This is a genomic window from Rhodococcus sp. 15-2388-1-1a, from assembly GCF_002259145.1.
Taxonomy (GTDB): Bacteria; Actinomycetota; Actinomycetes; order Mycobacteriales; family Mycobacteriaceae; genus Rhodococcoides.
In genome coordinates, this window is sequence record NZ_NPFP01000008.1 from 90,227 (window position 1) to 108,162 (window position 17,936).

The 17,936-nt window shown below is 65.1% G+C and carries 17 protein-coding genes and 1 tRNA gene; 7 read left to right on the forward strand and 11 right to left on the reverse strand.

Going from position 1 to position 17,936, the window contains the following annotated elements; genetic code table 11:
• Positions 1 to 185: 185 nt before the first annotated feature.
• A complete protein-coding gene (locus CH302_RS04890) occupies positions 186 to 506 on the forward strand; it encodes a WhiB family transcriptional regulator (RefSeq protein ID WP_037189857.1) in 321 nt (106 codons plus the stop codon).
• Between the two features lie 34 nt (positions 507 to 540).
• On the opposite strand, the gene CH302_RS04895 is transcribed toward CH302_RS04890, so the two are convergent.
• The 3 genes from CH302_RS04895 to CH302_RS04905 form a co-directional block, all read right to left on the reverse strand.
• Positions 541 to 1,851 (reverse strand): ABC1 kinase family protein, encoded by a 1,311-nt coding sequence (locus tag CH302_RS04895; protein WP_037189855.1) that lies wholly within the window; start codon positions 1,849 to 1,851, stop codon positions 541 to 543.
• 92 nt (positions 1,852 to 1,943) lie between these two features.
• Positions 1,944 to 2,837: a hypothetical protein gene (locus CH302_RS04900; RefSeq protein WP_037189853.1), complete on the reverse strand. Its 894-nt coding sequence runs from the start codon at positions 2,835 to 2,837 to the stop codon at positions 1,944 to 1,946.
• Between the two features lie 123 nt (positions 2,838 to 2,960).
• Complete coding sequence (locus tag CH302_RS04905) at positions 2,961 to 4,367, reverse strand: zinc-dependent metalloprotease (RefSeq protein ID WP_037189851.1); 1,407 nt, start codon at positions 4,365 to 4,367, stop codon at positions 2,961 to 2,963.
• A 146-nt stretch (positions 4,368 to 4,513) separates the two neighbouring features.
• Between CH302_RS04905 and CH302_RS04910 the strand changes: the two genes are divergently transcribed.
• Positions 4,514 to 5,539: a YlbL family protein gene (locus CH302_RS04910; RefSeq protein WP_037189850.1), complete on the forward strand. Its 1,026-nt coding sequence runs from the start codon at positions 4,514 to 4,516 to the stop codon at positions 5,537 to 5,539.
• Between the two features lie 13 nt (positions 5,540 to 5,552).
• Here CH302_RS04910 and CH302_RS04915 read toward each other — a convergent pair whose 3' ends face one another.
• Positions 5,553 to 6,131: a PPA1309 family protein gene (locus CH302_RS04915; RefSeq protein ID WP_037190227.1), complete on the reverse strand. Its 579-nt coding sequence runs from the start codon at positions 6,129 to 6,131 to the stop codon at positions 5,553 to 5,555.
• A 276-nt stretch (positions 6,132 to 6,407) separates the two neighbouring features.
• On the opposite strand from CH302_RS04915, the gene CH302_RS04920 reads away from it, so the two are divergent.
• On the forward strand, positions 6,408 to 9,368 hold the full coding sequence (locus CH302_RS04920; RefSeq protein WP_170946050.1) for a UPF0182 family protein: 2,961 nt from the start codon (positions 6,408 to 6,410) through the stop codon (positions 9,366 to 9,368).
• 144 nt (positions 9,369 to 9,512) lie between these two features.
• Here CH302_RS04920 and CH302_RS04925 read toward each other — a convergent pair whose 3' ends face one another.
• Positions 9,513 to 10,076: a transglycosylase family protein gene (locus CH302_RS04925; protein ID WP_037189848.1), complete on the reverse strand. Its 564-nt coding sequence runs from the start codon at positions 10,074 to 10,076 to the stop codon at positions 9,513 to 9,515.
• A 502-nt stretch (positions 10,077 to 10,578) separates the two neighbouring features.
• Here CH302_RS04925 and CH302_RS04930 point away from each other — a divergent pair.
• Both CH302_RS04930 and CH302_RS04935 read left to right on the forward strand, forming a co-directional pair.
• Positions 10,579 to 10,655, forward strand: a tRNA-Met gene (locus CH302_RS04930).
• A gap of 111 nt (positions 10,656 to 10,766) precedes the next feature.
• Entirely contained in the window at positions 10,767 to 11,282 is a 516-nt protein-coding gene (locus tag CH302_RS04935; RefSeq protein ID WP_037189845.1) for a putative immunity protein, read from the forward strand.
• A 39-nt stretch (positions 11,283 to 11,321) separates the two neighbouring features.
• On the opposite strand, the gene CH302_RS04940 is transcribed toward CH302_RS04935, so the two are convergent.
• Positions 11,322 to 11,507 (reverse strand): hypothetical protein, encoded by a 186-nt coding sequence (locus CH302_RS04940; protein WP_037190223.1) that lies wholly within the window; start codon positions 11,505 to 11,507, stop codon positions 11,322 to 11,324.
• 69 nt (positions 11,508 to 11,576) lie between these two features.
• Between CH302_RS04940 and CH302_RS04945 the strand changes: the two genes are divergently transcribed.
• The gene (locus CH302_RS04945) at positions 11,577 to 12,122 is read left to right on the forward strand and encodes a GNAT family N-acetyltransferase (protein ID WP_037189844.1); all 546 of its coding nucleotides are present in this window, start codon (positions 11,577 to 11,579) and stop codon (positions 12,120 to 12,122) included.
• On the opposite strand, the gene CH302_RS04950 is transcribed toward CH302_RS04945, so the two are convergent.
• From CH302_RS04950 to CH302_RS04965, 4 genes are all read right to left on the reverse strand, one after another.
• Positions 12,095 to 13,375: an RNA polymerase sigma factor gene (locus CH302_RS04950; RefSeq protein ID WP_037189841.1), complete on the reverse strand. Its 1,281-nt coding sequence runs from the start codon at positions 13,373 to 13,375 to the stop codon at positions 12,095 to 12,097. The genes CH302_RS04945 and CH302_RS04950 overlap by 28 nt on opposite strands.
• A 31-nt stretch (positions 13,376 to 13,406) precedes the next feature.
• Complete coding sequence (locus CH302_RS04955; protein ID WP_037189838.1) at positions 13,407 to 13,751, reverse strand: YciI family protein; 345 nt, start codon at positions 13,749 to 13,751, stop codon at positions 13,407 to 13,409.
• A gap of 185 nt (positions 13,752 to 13,936) precedes the next feature.
• Positions 13,937 to 15,157, reverse strand: a complete 1,221-nt coding sequence (locus tag CH302_RS04960) for an acyl-CoA dehydrogenase family protein (protein WP_037189836.1) — start codon at positions 15,155 to 15,157, stop codon at positions 13,937 to 13,939.
• 44 nt (positions 15,158 to 15,201) lie between these two features.
• Positions 15,202 to 16,611 carry an acyl-CoA dehydrogenase family protein gene (locus CH302_RS04965; RefSeq protein ID WP_037190220.1) on the reverse strand — a complete coding sequence of 470 codons (1,410 nt, stop codon included), beginning with the start codon at positions 16,609 to 16,611 and terminating at the stop codon, positions 15,202 to 15,204.
• A gap of 142 nt (positions 16,612 to 16,753) precedes the next feature.
• Here CH302_RS04965 and CH302_RS04970 point away from each other — a divergent pair, with 142 nt between their 5' ends.
• A complete protein-coding gene (locus CH302_RS04970; protein ID WP_037189835.1) occupies positions 16,754 to 17,122 on the forward strand; it encodes a DUF1304 domain-containing protein in 369 nt (122 codons plus the stop codon).
• Here CH302_RS04970 and CH302_RS04975 read toward each other — a convergent pair.
• The gene (locus tag CH302_RS04975) at positions 17,119 to 17,922 is read right to left on the reverse strand and encodes an inositol monophosphatase family protein (RefSeq protein WP_037189834.1); all 804 of its coding nucleotides are present in this window, start codon (positions 17,920 to 17,922) and stop codon (positions 17,119 to 17,121) included. The two genes, CH302_RS04970 and CH302_RS04975, sit on opposite strands and share 4 nt — an antisense overlap.
• Positions 17,923 to 17,936 lie beyond the last annotated feature (14 nt).

Consider the following 17,936-nt stretch of genomic DNA (forward strand, 5'->3'; position numbering starts at 1 on the left):
TCGACAGCAGATACCGACTTCACTGTCGGTAGACGCTTCGACAAGCCCCACCAGGCCACGGACCCGCACTCGCGGACCGTGGCCTTTCTCGTTCAGGTAGTTCCTCTACCCGAGCGTGAGGCCGACAGGTTCGCATCACCCCTCGAACCGATAACGACGCCGCACGAAAAGTAGAGGAGACCGACGTGTCAACCGCCACGATCCGGACGACATGCCGACCAGAGTCCGAGAGTGCCTACGCTGCACAGTATTCGACCGAATCGGTTGAACTGGCCTTGTCGGTGCCCTGCCGAGCGGCGAACCCCGACATGTGGTTCGCCGACACCCCTGCCGAACTCGAGCAGGCCAAGGCGCTGTGCGCCGAATGCCCCATCCGCCGTACGTGCCTGAGCGCGGCGCTCGACCGCGCCGAGCCGTGGGGCGTATGGGGCGGCGAGATCCTCGAGCAGGGTGTCGTCATCGCCCGCAAGCGTCCCCGAGGACGTCCGCGCAAGAACGCAGCATGATGTCCGAGACCGGTGCCCGGTTTCGCCGAACGAATCAGTCGGTGAAGCCGGGCAGCCACTCGGTGAGGATGGCCATGTACGGCGCGTAGGCGTCCAATTGCGCGCAAATTCCGACCAGCCCACCGAGCACCCGGAAGATCATCACGTACTCGGCCGGCATGTTCAACGCGCGAACGGTGCGGAACTGCGCACTGTTGAAATCTGTCGCGGTGCCCGCAGCCTTCTGCAGCCAGGCCCTGGTGAAGTGGAACGATTCGGTGTGAATCGGATCGGTGAAGGGACGCAGATAGTCTTCGATCTCCTTCTCCGTCACCGTTCGGCCCGGAACCACGAAGCCGCTCTCGGTGAACAACACCACGAGCTCGTCGAACTTCTCGTCACGCGCGAGCGAGACCATTCTGCCGAGAACCGGAGGGAGGCCGTCGGGCATCGGAGCGCAGGCACCGAAATCGATGACACCCATGCGTCCGTCGTCGAGCATCATGAAGTTGCCCGGATGAGGATCGGCGTGCAGCAACTTCGCCCGCGCCGGAGACACGAATGCGAACAACGCGAGCAGTTCGCCCGCCTGGTTACGTTCCTCGGCCGTTCCGTTCGCGATCACATCGGCCAGCGGCCGACCCGTCATCCATTCGCTGACAACGACTTTGGGTGCGCTGGCGACGATCTTGGGAATGGCGAACTGGGGATCGCCCGCGAATTCCTTGCTGAAGGCACGTTGGTTGGCCGCCTCGATACGGTAGTCGAGCTCGTCCTCGGTACGAGCCGTCAGTTCTTCGAGCACCGGCTTGACGTCCGTGCCTGCGAGCACCGTGCTGAACAGGTTCGCGAACCGCGACAGCGTCTTGAGGTCGGAGCGCAATGCATCGTCTGCACCGGGGTACTGGATCTTGACCGCGACATCGCGGCCATCCGACCACGTTGCTCTGTGCACCTGCCCGATGCTCGCAGAGGCGATCGCTGTGTCGTCGAAATCGAGAAAACGTGACCGCCACGCAGTTCCGAGTTGCTGGTCCAACACCCGGTGCACGGTCTTCGCGGGCATGGGCGGGCCCTGCGCCTGCAGCTTGGTCAGCGCCTCGCGGTACGGCTCCGAATACTCCTCCGGAACGGCCGCTTCCATCACCGAGAGCATCTGCCCGAGTTTCATGGCACCGCCCTTGAGTTCCCCGAGAACGGAGAAGAGCTGTTCTGCTGCTTTGGCGGCCATATCCGCATCGATTTCGTCGCGATTGCCGCCCGCGAGCTTCTTCCCGAACCCTACGGCGGCACGACCGGCCATTCCGAGGGGAATGCTGGCCAGTTTGGCAGTACGAGTCGATCCACGGCGCGGTATGTCAGACACAGCTCCATCATGGCTGAACCTTCCGACAATTGCTCGGACCGCCCCGCGCCGACCCCTATCGGTCGAGGTGAACTCGCCGCGAGCGCGATTCGTCAGTACCAGCAATCGCAGTGCGGGTGCTTGGACCACGGTCGTTTGTGCACGGTGGTTCCGGTTGCTGCGAAGTCCAGTTCCATCGTGCAGTCCGCAGTCTCGGGAAGCGCGGCGTCGGATCGGCCGATGAGGTTCTCCAACTGAGCGAACGCGAAGGCTGCCGTGGCCAACACCGTCGCGCTGCTCGCTTGGCCGACCGAGCCGAGCAGCTGGGCCGACAGATGCGGCCACTCCGGCTCGAAGTCGCAGCGCGTCAGATCAGCGCACCGCAGGCAACTCGTCCGACCGGGCAGCACGAAAGGCCCGACGATGCCCTTCCCGTCTCGTAGCCGCACCTGCAGATGTGGGATGCGCAGACGCACCAGGTCGGTCACCAGCCGAGGTTCGGCGACCAGATCGTCGGCCAGTACCACGACGTCGTAGTTCCACGACCTCACCACCGAGTGCGGGTAGCGCGTCGGAGTCAGACTGGTCCGGGTCACGGTGACACCGGTGCGACTCAGGCCGGAGGCCAACGCGTCCGAGATCGGCCCCCGCCCCACGAGGTGGACGGTGTTCACCGCCCCCGGTCCGGACTGCGAGGCCCGAAGCGAGGCGTCGGGCACCACCGGTTCGCTCGTGCCGTGCATCAGCAGCCCAGAATCCTCCAACTCTCCGAGCATCGCCGATGTCCGATTGGCGGACATTCCCAATGTCATTGCGTGACAGACGATGTGAGGTCTGGAATGGCCCGCGGCGAGGAGTCGGAGTATTTCGAGTATCGAGCCCGGCTCGGCACCGGGAGGTGGAGTGACGACGACGCTGGTCTCGGGATTCCAGCCCAACTGAACGGTGCCGTCTCGTCGCGGCAGAATTGCCACCGCTGGATCGAGTCGAACGGTCGGTGTGATCATGAGACACACTCTGACAGCGCCGACAGCGAAGAGCGCCCGCTCGGGGCACGTTATCCACAGGGTGGAAGTGCCTCCGAGCAGGCGCTCGACGCGTTCGATCGAAGTGGTGCGAGACCGGCGGGGTCAGGTTGTGGATGAACCCTTCTCGGGATCACCATCGGTGCCCTTGTCGTCGTTTTCGGCGGCACGCTCGGCAGCCTCGGCTCGCTCCTTGGCTTCCATGGCCTCCATCGCTTCGAGCTGCGCGATCGGGTCGTCGAAGCTCGACGTGCCACCGCCGACGACCCTGTCGATGAACGCCGCGGGGTTGTCCAGGTCCGACGAGTCGGGCAGCAGATCGGGGTGTGCCCACACACCGTCACGTCCCTCGATGTCGGATGCGGCGAGGAGCTGACGCCACAGATCGGCTGCCTCGCGGACTTTGCGGGGTCGCAGTTCGAGACCGACCAGCGTGGCGAAGGTCTGTTCGGCCGGGCCTCCCGACGCCCGACGGCGCCGGATGGTTTCGCCGAGCGCGACGGCACCGGGAAGGCGCTCGCCCAGAGCGGCCGCAACCACCGTCTCGACCCAGCCTTCGACCAGGGCGAGCAGCGTCTCGAGACGCTCGAGTGCGTGCTTCTGCTCCGGCGTGGTCTGTGGCTCGAAGGCACCCTGTTGCAGGATCGCCTCGATCTTCGACGGGTCGGTCAGTGCGGACGGGTCGAGTCCTGCGGCGGCCTCCTCGATGGCAGAGAAGTCCATCCGGATGCCGCGCGCGTACTCCTCGACGGTGGCCAGAACCCGCTGCCGCAACCACGGAATGTGGCTGTAGAGCCGCTGATGTGCGGCCTCACGAGCGGCAAGGAACACCAGCACCTCGCGATCGGGCTGCTCGAGTCCTTCACTGAACGACGCGATGGCCGACGGCAGCAGCGCCGCCGTTCCCGACGGTCCGAGGGGCAGGCCGATATCGGTGGACGTCAGAACCTCCTTGGACAGCTGGCCGAGAGCCTGGCCGAGTTGCGAGCCGAAGGCCATTCCGCCCATCTGGGTCAGCATGCCCATCATCGGCCCGGCCATCTGCTGGGCCTCGGCGGGAAGGCCGGAGGTCCACATGCCCGAAATCTGCTCGGCGACGGGGTCGCACAGGCGCTTCCAGGTGTCGATCGTGTTGTCGAGCCAGTCGACCGGTGTCCACGCGACGGTCTTCGTGGCACCGGCGGGCAGCGTCGTCGCCCCGTCCAGCCACAGCTCGGCCAGGTGCGCTGCGTCGGTGATGGCCTCTCGTTCGCCTGCCGACACCGGGCTGAAGTCGCCCATCTGCTGGCGTGCCAGCTGCTTGGCCAGGTCGTAGTTCACCGGTCCCGAACCGGTCCCGCCTGCAGCTCCCATTCCGCTGAGCATCTGGCCGAACTGGGTGAGCATCTGGCCCAGCTGTGCTGGGTCGAATCCCTCGCCACCGAACCCGAAGCCGGCAGGGTTGCCCGAGCCGTCCGGATCCTTCTTCTTGTCCGGGTCGTCGTCGGAGGCACCGAAACCAAAATTGCTCATGACTCAACGGTACAAGCCCGGCGAACGGAGAGAGTGGTGGATCGTCACGCTGACGGCGAACAGTGGGACCCGTGGGAAGTCGGCACGGACGCACTCGGTAGGGGCGGTCTGCACCGTCGACCGTATTCGGATCTAGTGTCTACGGAGTGAACCGAAGGATCGCCACTCTTGTCGCTGCCCTGGTACCCGTGGTGGTGCTGGGCGTCACCGGCTCGGTCGTCACCGTTCCGTTCGCCGCCCTCGGCCCCGGCCCGACGTACAACACTCTCGGCGACGTCGACGGGGTGCCCGTGGTGCAGATCGACGGAACCGAGGTCGACCCGACAACGGGGCACCTGAACATGACGACCGTGGCCGTGCGCGATCAGCTCAATCTGTTCGAGGCTCTCGGCTTCTGGGCCAGCGGCAGGCAAGGACTCGTTCCGCGCGAGGAGGTCTATCCGCCGGACAAGACGAAAGAAGAAGTGCAGGAAGGTAATCAGGCGGATTTCGAGGAGTCCGAATCCAGCGCCGAACTGGCTGCTCTGCACCACCTGGATCTGCCGGTGTCACTGGCGGTGGCCAGTGTGGCCGAGGACGGCCCTGCTGCGGGCGTGCTGAATGTGGGGGACACGCTGGTCTCTGTCGGCGGTACGCCCGTCGCGACCGCGTCGGCAGTTCGCGAGGCTGTCAGTTCCAGAGCGCCGGGTGACTCTCTCGACATCGAGTACGTGCGAGACGGCTCGACGCAGACCAGTGCGGTGGTCCTCGGTGCTCGGCCCGACGATGCATCCCTGGGATACCTGGGAGTCACGCCCGAAGAGCAGCCGGACGTGCCGTTCGACGTGAAGTTCAACCTCGCCGATGTCGGCGGACCGTCGGCCGGTCTGATGTTCAGCCTGGCCGTGGTCGACAAGCTCAGTCCCGGTGAGCTGAGCAACGGAGAGTTCGTCGCGGGGACGGGAACCATCGACGCCGACGGGACGGTCGGCCCCATCGGCGGCATTCCGTACAAGCTGATCGCCGCCCGCGAAGCCGGAGCCACCACGTTCCTGGTGCCGGACGCGAACTGCGGTGAGGCGCAACAGAACGTCCCCGACGGCCTCAGATTGGTCCGCGTCGAGTCGCTGGACAGTGCGGTCGACTCGCTGCAGGCGATCGGGTCCGGCGGCGACGTACCGTCCTGCAGCTGACCCAGCGCTGTCGCTAGTCGTCTTCCATCACGTCGAACGTTGCGTAGAGGCCGTGCACGACGTTGGGGGCCAGGTCCTCCGCGATGCGAAGATCGATGGGCGCGAACGGATCGGCGTCCTCGTCCGGGTGCAACTGCAGCAGAGTCAAGGACGGACCGTCCTTGAGGACCGCGACGATCAACCGAGCATCCCGTTTCTCGGGGTGGTTCTCGGCGGCCGAGCGCGCGGCCTGGTCGGCCGCATCGGGATCGGCGAGCAACGGCATCAAGGCATCGTCGAGGGTCGATTCGGCAGCCGGGGGGAGTACGACGATCTCCTGAACCAGGGCGCATCCGACGACACCCTCGGGCCATGTCGAGGTGGCGAGGAACTCGTCCAGGGCGGGGGAGCCGCCGGTGATGTCCTCGGGGAGTGAATGCTGCTGGATCGGGGTGAGGGCAGCGCCGTCGGCGAGATCGTCGAGGAGTCCCGGCTCGGCCGCGGCGAGCGCTGCAGTGGGAACCAACGCGAACATCTGTGGTGCCTGGTGCCACCCACCTGCATCGACGAAATCCGCCACCTCGCGGGCACATCGAGCCAGAGCCTCGGCCACGTCCTGCCCACCCGACTCGGGGTCGAACTCGCTACCGAAATCGTCTTGGCCGGGCAGTCCGTTGCTGTCGTTGCTCACCGCACTATCCTCGCATCCGAATGGTTCACTGGATGCCGATGCTCCTGACCTGCGGCCTGGCGCGGACGCAGTACGGGTGTCGCAGCCGTAGGATCAACGTACGTACAGTAGGGCGAAACGGACATGCGGCGCACGGCGAGTGCGCCGCCGAAGTCATCTGCGGCGCCGTCGGCGTCGCCCGAAGTTGGAGTGTGGCACGTGGGCATGAGGCCCCCCACCGGTATGCCGTCCTTGTCACGGCGCAGCCGGATCTTGCTCGTATTGGCCTTGGTAGCAGCAGGTTTGCTGCTCATCGGTCCCCGTCTGATCGACATCTACACCAACTGGCTGTGGTTCGGAGAGGTCGACTTCCGCGGCGTCTACACCACCACACTGCTGACGCGATTGGCGATCTTCGTCGTCGTCGCACTGGTCGTCGGACTCATCGTGTTCGCGGCGCTTGCCGTGGCGTACCGCAACCGTCCGGTGTTCGTGCCCGTCGCCGGGCCCAACGATCCGATTGCGCGGTACCGCACCACGGTGATGAGCCGATTGCGCCTGTTCGGCATCGGAATTCCAGTGGTGTTCGGGTTCCTGTCCGGCATGATCGCCCAGACCAATTGGGCGACCGTGCAGTTGTTCCTCCACGGCGGCGACTTCGGGATCACCGATCCGCAGTTCAATCTGGATGTCGGCTTCTACTCGTTCGACCTCCCGTTCTACCGCTTCGTTCTCAACTGGCTGTTCGTTGCCATCCTGGTTGCGTTCTTCGCGAACCTGGTCACTCAGTACGTGTTCGGCGGGATTCGACTGGCCGGACGCGAGGGTGCTCTGACCCGCGCCGCACGCATTCAGCTCGCCGTTCTGGCCGGCACCTTCGTTCTGCTCAAGGCCGTCGCATACTGGTTCGACCGGTACACGCTGCTCTCGAGCAGTCGTAAGGAACCCACGTTCACCGGTGCCAGCTTCACCGATATCAACGCGGTGTTGCCGGCCAAACTGATCCTGCTGGCGATCGCGGTGATCTGTGCGATCGCCTTCTTCGCAGCCATATTCCTGCGTGATCTCCGGATCCCGGCGTTGGCCACGGCTTTGCTGGTGCTCTCGTCGATCCTCATCGGTGCCGTCTGGCCGCTGGTGATGGAGCAGTTCTCGGTGCGCCCGAACGCGGCCGACAAGGAGAGCACATACATCGAGCGGAACATCGCGGCCACCCGAGACGCGTACGGGTTGACCGACGAGCAGGTCACCTACCGGGACTACTCCGGTGAGGCGACTCTGAGCCCGGGCGAGGTCGCAGCCGAGTCTGCGACGATGTCCAACATCCGACTGCTCGACCCGAACATCCTCGCCCCCACCTTCACTCAGCAGCGTCAGATCCGTAACTTCTACGGGTTCCCCGACACGCTCGCCGTCGACCGCTACCCGGATGCAGACGGAAACCTGCGCGACTACGTCGTTGCAGCTCGCGAGATCTCACCGCAGACGCTCGACGCGAACCAGCGTGACTGGATCAACCGCCACACCGTGTTCACGCACGGAAACGGCTTCGTCGCAGCGCCGGCCAACTCCGTCGACGAGGCCGTCGCCGACGAATCCAGCGGTGGGCGTGGCGGTTACCCGAACTACCAGGTCAACTGGATCGAGAACGATTCCGAGGGCACCATCCGTAAGGACGGCCCCGGCGACCTGGACCAGCCGCGTATCTACTTCGGCCCGGTCATCGCCAACTCCGACGCGGACTACTCCATCGTCGGTTCCACCGGCGAGCCCCGTGAGTACGACACCGACAGCAAGAGCTACACCTACACCGGTGCAGCAGGCGTCGACGTCGGCAACTTCTTCAACCGACTCGTCTTCGCCAGCAAGTACGCCGAGCGCAACATCCTGTTCTCGAGCGTCATCGGCGACGAGTCGAAAATCCTGTTCAACCGTGACCCCCGCGACCGCGTACAGAAGGTCGCACCGTGGTTGACCACGGACGGATCGACCTACCCGGCGATCGTCGAGGGCAAGCTCGTCTGGATCATCGACGGGTACACCACGTTGGACAACTTCCCGTACGCCCAGCGGATGTCGCTCGAGGACGCCACTGCCGACAGCATCGAGTCGACGACGACGCGTGCGCTGCCGAGCCGAGAGGTGTCGTACATCCGCAACTCGGTCAAGGCCACCGTCGATGCCTACGACGGCACCGTCAAGCTCTACGAGCAGGACGAGAACGATCCGGTGCTCAAGGCATGGGAAGGCGTGTTCCCGGGAACCGTCATCCCGAAGGACCAGGTGTCCGACGAACTCCGCGACCACTTCCGCTACCCGGAGGACCTGTTCAAGGTCCAGCGTGAGTTGCTGACCAAGTACCACGTCAACGATCCGCGGGAGTTCTTCACGAACAACGCGTTCTGGGAGGTTCCGACCGACCCGACCGCAGAGAACACCGCGGCGAAGCAGCCGCCGTACTACGTGGTCGCCTCCGACATCTCCAACGAGGAGAATCAGCCGTCGTTCCAGCTGACCAGCGCGCTCGTCGGTTACCGCCGAGAGGTGTTGGGCGCATACGTCAGTGCGGATTCCGATCCGGAGAACTACGGCAAGATCACGGTGCTGAGGTTGCCGACGGATACCTCCACTCAGGGTCCGAACCAGGTGCAGAACCAGATGACGACCACCACGGACGTATCCGAGAGTCTCGGCATCGTGCGCCGTGAGAACACCGTGGAGTTCGGCAACCTGCTGACCCTTCCGGTCGGTAACGGCGGGTTGATCTACGTGGAGCCGGTGTACGCCTCGCGTACCAACGAGGCCTCTGCGTACCCGCAGTTGATTCGAGTGCTGGTCTCGTACGAGGGCCGCGTCGGGTATGCCGCCACATTGCCCGAAGCCATCGAGCAGGTCTTCGGAGCAGGTGCCGGTCGTACCGTCACGGCACCCGGTGAGACCGACGGAACCACGCAGCCAGGTGCCGTACCGGAGACGACACCGTCCGACGGCGGGTCGACCCCGGCCACTCCTGCGCCGACGACCGGCGGTTCGACGACCAGGGATGCTGCCGTCACCGGTTTGAACGCTGCACTCTCCGCTGTGCGCACTGCGCAGCAGAGTGGAGATCTGGCGGAACTCGGCACTGCGCTCGAGAACCTGCAGACCGCGGTCGACACGTACAACAGCACCGGCAGTTGATCGACACGTTCACCGCACGATGATGTGAACGAGAAAGAGCCGCCTCACCGAAACGGTGAGGCGGCTCTTTTGTCGTTCGTCACCTGGCTCGTGCGCGGGGCACAGCGGCAAGGTGTGTGGCAGTTCGACGAACTGCCGGGTGGATCAGCGTCCGATGGGCGCGAGCACCGGGGCGTTGGCAGCAACGAGGTGCTGGAACTGGGTGCTCAGGCCGTACTGGTCGGCAAGCTTGGACGCGGCGTCGAATGCGCCCTGTGCAGCCTGCGTGGCCGCTGCGGCCTCGGGAGCCACGGCCGGTGCCGGTGCCGGTGCGGGAGCCGGCTGCGGTGCCGGTGCGGGAGCTGCCTCGGGCTCGGGAGCGGAGGCACCCTTGCTCAGCTGCTGACCGCACACGGGCCATGCGCCCGGTCCCTGGGTCTGAAGAGTGTTCTCCGCGACGCGGATCTGCTCGGCCTTGGATGCGTTGGCCGGTGATCCGGATCCGCCGTTGGCCGTCCAGGTGCTCTGCGAGAACTGCAGGCCACCGTAGTAGCCGTTTCCGGTGTTGATGCTCCAGTTGCCACCGCTCTCGCACTGCGCGACCGCGTCCCAGTTGTTCGGGGCTGCGTTGGCGGTTCCGGCCGAGAGGCCGAGGGGGATTGCTACGGCGGCACCTGCGATGGCGGCCAATCCGAGTGCACGCTTGCCGACATTGTTCAGTGTGGTCATTCGGGGTGAATCCTCTCCGCGCTCTACTGGCGCGACTGGCCTGCAATCGTTTCGCCGGTGTTGATGGCGGTGGCGACCAGGCACTTCGTATCGTCGCGGCTCTGCCCCCGTACGTCTTGGGGACCACACCCGCGGGGCAGAGCGAAAGGAGCGGCGGGGTGGTGCAGGCCCAGCGGTTTAGGGCCGTCCGTGAAGGTAGTCGAGGATCTGCTCACCGTCACTGAGCCGGAATGGGATGACAGGTGTCCACATGTTGGGACGAAAGTAGGTGTTTTCGCAGCTCAGACCAACTTGTGGCGGTATTGTTTCAAGTCTGTAACCCCACCGTTATGTGACTCGAAACACGCATCAAAAGAGACGCGGAGCACTATTTTGAACCGCCTCCGACGTGATAACCGCGCGCTGTGACGCGTTGTCATGCACTCGTTCGAGCGCGTGAGAGCGCCGAGAAGTCATGTGATTTGCATTGGCTGTACACACGGGAGTAACTTCGTAATTGCAACGCGGGGTGGAGCAGCTCGGTAGCTCGCTGGGCTCATAACCCAGAGGTCGCAGGTTCAAATCCTGTCCCCGCTACCACCGAAAAAGACCCAGGACAGATGTCCTGGGTCTTTTTTCATGCTCTGATGGACGCATGACCGGCCGTTCGGGCGACGGCCGAACGCGACACCGCTGGGAGGATCGACTCACATGATTCTTCCCGCCGTCCGAGACTCTCGCCTCGTCACCGTGCGTCGCGGTGGACTTCTGACCGACGACGATCACCGGAGTCTCGCGCTCTGGGCGGCCGAGTGCGCGGAACATGTTCTCCACTTGTTCGAGACTGTCGAACCCTCCGACTCGCGGCCGCGTGAGGCAATCGAGGGCATTCGGGAATGGACGCGCGGCGAACTCGCGATGATGGCTACCCGCGCTCTCGGTGGCCATGCCATGGGTGCGGCACGGCCGCTGAGCGGTGCCGAGCGCTTCGCCGCATATGCGGCCGGCCAGGCGGCGTGTGTAGCTCACGTACCCGAGCACGACCTGGGGGCGGCTGCCTATGCCATCAAGGCGGTACGGGCCGCCGCACCTGCAGGTGCGGAGACGAACACGGGCCGCGAGGAACTGCGATGGCAGCGAGAACGACTACCGAACAGTGTGCGGGAGTTGGTACTGGAAGATCAGCAGAGAAGAAACAGTATCTGCTGGTCCGTGTTCGACGACTGAGCCGTCCACTGCGGCCGCGGACGGCGGTCCGTCATGGCGTCAGTCCGAGACCTGCTCTCGCGCATCGTCGCTGGTGACCGCTTCAGGGGTGTCGCCGTCGGTCGTGTCTGCATCGTCAGCTGTGAGGTCGACGGTGTCCACACCCTCGAGTGCGGTCAGTTCCTGCTCTGCCTCGGCGATGAGGCTCTTCGCGTTCTCTTCGATCTTCTTGATCCACTCGGCCATGACGGTCACACCCTTCGCTCGATCGTGTACCACCGGTCTACCAGACTTCTTCCGCCTAGGATTCACGGTGTGCGAACACGAACCTCGCGTCTCGATCTCGACGAGCCGGTCGGCACGGATCTCGATGCGCTGTACGCGATCTGCAGCGACCCGCAGTCGTGGACGCACTTTCCCAGCCTGCGGCATACCGGTCCCGGTGCAACCGAACGGATGTTGCAGAGCTGGGCGGAGCAGTGGCGGCGGGACGGACTGTCCACCTGGATCATTCGTGAGCGCGGCAACCGCACGATCAGTGGCTACGGCGGATGCTCGAAGCGGCGGAACACCTTCTGGAATCTTGGCTATCGCCTCCATCCCGACGCACAGGGCAACGGGTACGCCGCGGAGATGTGTGAGATCGCAGTCGAGTGCGCGCACCGAACCGAGCCCGAATTGCCGATCGTGGCGTACCTCCCCGAGCACAACGTCGCGTCGGCCCGGGTGGCCGAGCGCGCGGGCCTGGAGCTGATCGCCCGTGGACCCGACGTCGGCAATCCCGACGCCGACGCAGTTCGCTCGGTGTACGCAGACCGCCCGTTGACAGCAGGTCAGGTGGACGTGGTGCTGTCGGCCTGAGCGCGGCAGGTGTTCACCTCCGCGAGCCGACGTCCCAGCAGGCGCTTCTCCGGTGCGGTTCGGGCGAAATCCAACGCTCGTCGATAGTCGACAGCCGCCTCCTCGAACCTGTCGAGTCGTTGCAGCAGATCGGCTCTCGCCGTCGGATAGGGGTGATAGCGGCGCAGTGACGGCTCATCGGCGAGCAGATCCAATTCCTGCAGCCCGGCTGCTGGACCATCGCGCATCGCAAGCGCGACCGCCCGGTTCAGCGCGACGACCGCGCTCGGTGCCCGCGTCATGAGCACGTCGTACAGGGCAACGATCTGAGGCCAGTCCGTGCTGTAGGCGTCCGGTGATTCGTCGTGCAGTGCAGCAATGGCCGCCTGCACGGCGTAAGGACCGCTCCGGCCGCCGCCGAGGGCCTCGACCACAAGGTTCGTACCCTCGGCGATGAACGCGGCATTCCAGAGTCGACGGTCTTGGTCGGCCAACAACACGATTTCACCGTCCGGTCCGATTCGAGCATCGCGTCGTGCGTCGACGAGCAACATCAGCGCCAGTAGACCGGTCACCTCGGGCTCGCCCGGCAATGCGGCGTGCAGGAGTCGGCCCATCCCGAGTGCCTCGTCGGTGAGATCGATTCGTCCGACGTGATCACCCGACGTCGCAGAATAGCCCTCGGTGAAGATCGAATAGACCACCTCGAGCACCATCGGCACCCTGTCTGCCAATTCGTCGGGGCCCGGGAGGCGGAACGGGATCCGTGCGACGCGAATCTTGTTCTTGGCTCGCACTATTCGCTGCGCTGCCGTGGCCGGAGGGATCAGCAGCGCCCGCGCCACCTCGCCGGTGGTGAGACCGGCCAGGCATCGGAGAGTCAGTGCGAGCCGGTCACCGGCGGCGAGGGCCGGATGCGCGCAGGTGAAGAACAACTGCAGTCGGTCGTCGGGCAGACTGTCGTCGAGCGAATTCAGGTGACTCGGTTCGCTACGATCCGTATCCGCCTGCAGCACTCCGACTTTCGCGGCCAGGCTCTGGTCGCGCCGCAGGCGATCGACCGCCTTCCGCCGGGCAGTGGTGAGCAACCAGGCACCAGGCCTGGCCGGGACACCATCGACCGGCCAGTGTTTCAGCGCCGATTCGATGGCGTCCGAGGTCACTTCTTCTGCGAGGTCGAGATCGCGATACCGCTGCACCAGCGAGGCGAGCAGAATCGAGCGCTCGGCTCGGAAGACCGAGTCGAGCGCTCGACGAACCTCGGCATCGGTCACCGAAGAACCCGGTACGTCGGGTTTCGGCGGTTCAGAACTCGGCTAGGGGACGGACGATCACCGTGCCGCCGTCCTGGGAGCCCGGGCATCGGGCCGCCCATTCGAGTGCAGCGTCCAGGTCGGGAACGTCGATGACGTCGTAGCCGCCCAGTACTTCGTGTGACTCGGCGTACGGTCCGTCGGTGACGGTGCGTTCTCCGGTGGTGGCATCGACGCGCACGGCCGTGGCTGTCGTGAGGTCGGCCATGGCGTGACCGGATACGTAGACGCCCGCCTCCTTCATCTCCTTCTCGTAGGTCATCCAGTCCTCGACACTGCTGCAGCCCGGTGCTGCTCCGGGTGCGGTGTTTGCGTTGATCAAGACGATGTACTTCATGGTGCGCTCCTGGGTTCGGTACCTCGGTGTCGCGGCGCGAGTCGCCGTACACGATGACGACGTTCGACAGACCACGATATCGACATCGGCTCCGGAGTTTTCTTTCTTGCGCACGCACAACGGCACCGGACGCAATGTCCGGTGCCGTTGTGTGGTTGATTCTCGGCTCGACGACGAGCCAGGAGTCACTTCAGTTCTGCCGAGGTCTTTCCGAGCACTCGACGAGCAACGATCAGCTGCTGAATCTGCTGGGTTCCCTCGAAGATGTCGAGGATCTTGGAGTCGCGGCTCCACTTCTCGAGCAGTGGGCGCTCCGAGTAGCCGTACGTGCCTGCCAGTTCCACTGCCTTGAGCGTGATGTCGACGGCCGAGCGACCGGCCTTCGCCTTGGACATCGAGGCCTGCAAGGAGTTGGGCTCCTTGTTGTCGGCCATCCACGCCGCACGCAGTGCGAGCAGATGTGCTGCCTCCCAGTCCGCTTCGAGGCGCAGGAACTCTGCGGCTGCCGCGTGCTGGTTGTAGGCGGGCGTCTCGTACGAGATGTCGACTCCGGCGTCCACCAGAATGGATCGCAGCTCCTCGAGTGCCGCGCGTGCGACGCCGATTGCCATACCTGCCACCAGCGGGCGGGTGTTGTCGAAGGTCTGCATGACGCCGGCGAAGCCCTTTTCGACGTTCACCTCGGCGGTGCCGAGCAGATTGTCCTTCGGGATGCGGCAATCCTCGAGCAGCAGGGCTGCGGTGTCGGAGGCCTTGATGCCCAGCTTGTGCTCGAGGCGGGCAACCGACAGGCCCGGAGCGTCACGCGGGACGACGAACGACTTGATGGCCGCGCGGCCGAGCGACTTGTCGACCGTTGCCCACACCACGATGTGGGTGGAACGCTCACCGGCGGTGACGTAGATCTTCTCGCCGTTGAGCACCCACTCGTCGCCGTCGAGGACAGCGGTGGTGGTGACGGCCGCGGAGTCCGATCCGAAGCTGGGCTCGGTGATGGCCATCGACGCCCACACCTTGCCGAAGCGCTCGAGCTGCTCGTCGGTGGACACCGCCGCGATAGCCGAGTTGCCGAGTCCCTGGTAGGGGATCGACAGCGTGAGGCCGACGTCGCCCCAGCAGGTCTCGATCACGTTCACCAGAGCGGACATGTTGCCGCCGTTGGCATTCGCGGTCTTGCTGGGCTTGGCCGACTCGCTGTCCTTCTCGCGGCCACCGGCGGCTCCGCCGATTTCGCCACCGGCGTCGGACATGCCTTCGACCATCGACGCCATGGTGTCGAGCTCCACCGGGTACTCGTGCTCGGCGAGGTCGTACTTGCGGGAAATCGGGCGGAAGATCTCGGCAGCGACCTGGTGAGCCTGATTCGCCTGCGCCCGAAGCTTCTTGGGAAGTTCAAGATTGATCATCGTGTATGTCCTTGGGTGAGTGCCATGGAATTCGGGGCGGCGAGCTAGATGAGAACGATGCCCTCGGCGACGCCGACGGACCGCAAATCGCGGTACCAACGCTCGACCGGGTGCTCCTTGGTGAAACCGTGACCACCGAGCAGCTGCACGCCGTCGGAACCGATCTGCATGCCCTTCTCGGATGCGAGTCGACGAGCCAGCGCGGACTCACGAGTGAACGACAGTCCCTGCTCGGCGCGAGACGCACCGCGCAGCGTGACCAACCGCATGCCGTCGAGCTCGATGGCGATGTTGGCGACCATGAAGGCCACGGCCTGACGGTTGCTGATCGGCTCACCGAAGGCAACACGGTCGTTGACGTACGGAACGACGTAGTCGAGTACGGCCTGGCTGGTGCCGACGGCCAGTGATGCCCAGCCGAGGCGCGCCAGTCCGATGGCGGCGCTGTACTCGGCGGCCCGCTGATCTGCGTCACCGTCACCGAGCAGTGCCGACTCGGGAACTGCGACGTCGGTCAGGATCAGGCGACCCAGGCCTGCTGCGCGCAGGCCCATGCTCGGGTCGGCTTCGACGACAAGGCCCTTGGAGTCGGACTCGACGATGAAGAATGCCGGACGGCCTTCGAGTTCTGCGGCGATGACGAACAGCTCGGAGCTGCCGGCAGCGGGTACGAGACTCTTGACTCCGTTGAGCTTGTAGCCGCTGGGGGAGCGAACGGCCTTGGTCTGCAACGCGTACGGATCGAACAGTGCGCGGGGCTCGTTGACGACCACTGCTGCGTTCGGCACCTTCTCGCCGACGAATGCGGGGAGGTAGGTCTTCTGCTGTGCGTCGGTGCCCCACTGGGTGAGCGCAACGGCGACACCGCTGGGCGCGAGGATGGGCAGTGCCAAGCCCATGTCACCGTGGGCGAGTGCCTCGGCGACGAGAGAATTGGTGACCGCGCCACGCTCGCTGGCGGCCCCGTCGAGTTCCTCGGGAACGTTGATGAGCGTGATGCCGAGCTCGGCGGAACGACGAACCAGATCCTCGGGCGACGAGGCGCTGTGGTCTGCGTCGAAGGCGGCCGGGCGGAGGATCTCCTCGGCGAACTCCTTGACCGTCTCGACGATCATGCGCTGTTCGTCGTCGGGCGTCAGGTCGAAGTAGCTGAGGTTCTTGGCGGCACCGTCGTCGAGACGCTTGGGCTTGCCGCCACCGGTGACCTTGGCGAACGTGCGATTGGCAGCGCCGAGGGTCTTGAACCCGGTCTTGGTGCTCTCGTACGTCACCCGGTCGATGGTCTGGCGGAGGTTGTACTTCTCCGCCAGTTCCGATCCGGTGATGGCGGTCAGAACGCGCATGGCGGTTCCGATCGCATCTCTCTTGAACGGGTTGAGGCCAACCGCAGAAGTATCGCGGGGCACCTTCGGGGCCTTCGCGTCGACCACACTGTCTTGCTTGCTCATGATCACCAGTTCCTCGGCGTCGGGCACGGACTTCACAGATCTTACTCCCGAGTAAGTTAGCTGTCTACTGTCGAGTAAGTACCGGTGGCGCTCGACACTCGAACGACCTTTCGTATCACCCGTCGTATCGGTGTGACAGGCTGTTCGCGTGCATCCGATCGCCCAGGTCTTCGCCGCCCTCGCCGCGGCCCTCCACGTCGCCATCTTCGTCATGGAGAGCGTGCTCTGGTCCAAGCCGGCCGTATGGGCAAGGTTCGGCGTGGCCAGCCAGAACGACGCCGACATCACCAAGCCGATGGCGTTCAACCAGGGCTTCTACAACCTGTTTCTGGCCGTCGGCATCGTGGTGGGCCTCGTCGTGGGCGGATCCGCGGGAGACGCCATCGTCTACTTCGCGTGCGCGAGCATCGTCGGCGCAGCGCTCGTTCTGGCCACCGGCGGAGCAAAGTATTTCCGGCCCGCATTCGTGCAGGGCATCACGCCGCTGATCGCGCTGATTCTGGCTGCAGTTCTCTAGGCGAGATTTTTCGCGCTGGGGGACAGGAGTGCGAGGATCTGGTGTTGCAGTAGGCCGTTGGTGGCCACGGCGCTGCCCCCGTGTGGTCCTGCGCTGGCGTCGAGCGCGGTGAAATCGCCCCCGGCCTCGCGTACGAGAACGTCGAGGGCGGCCAGGTCCCACAGCGAGACCTCGGGTTCGGCGGCGATGTCGACTGCCCCCTCCGCGACGAGGCAGTACGAGAAGAAGTCGCCGTAACCGCGCACCCGCCACACGGCGTCGGTCAGATCGAGGAACCGATCCCTGATACCCAGTTCGGCCCACCCGCTGAGGCTGGAGAAACTCAGACTCGACGACGCCACCGAATCGACCTTCGAGACCTCGATCCGGCGCGGGGTGCCCCCGTCCGATGCCGTCCAGGCTCCCAGATCGAGTGCCGCCCACCACCGCCGGTTCAGAGCAGGCGCGCTCACCACTCCGACGCGAGGTATGCCGTCGTCGAGCAGGGCGATCAAGGTCGCCCACACCGGAACGCCACGGACGAAATTCTTGGTGCCGTCGATGGGATCGACGACCCACTGGCGGCCGCTGAAGGTGGCCGTGCCGCCGTACTCCTCGCCCAGCAACGCGTCTGCCGGACGCTCCGAGCCGAGTTCGGCGCGAATCATCGTCTCCACCGCCAGATCCGCGTCGCTGACGGGCGTGAGATCGGGCTTGGAATCGACCGACAGATCCATGGCCAGAAAACGTCGACGGGTGATGGCGTCGGCCTCGTCGGCGAGTCGGAGGGCGAGAGAGAGATCAGCGGCGTAGTCGGTCACGGGAGAAGACTATC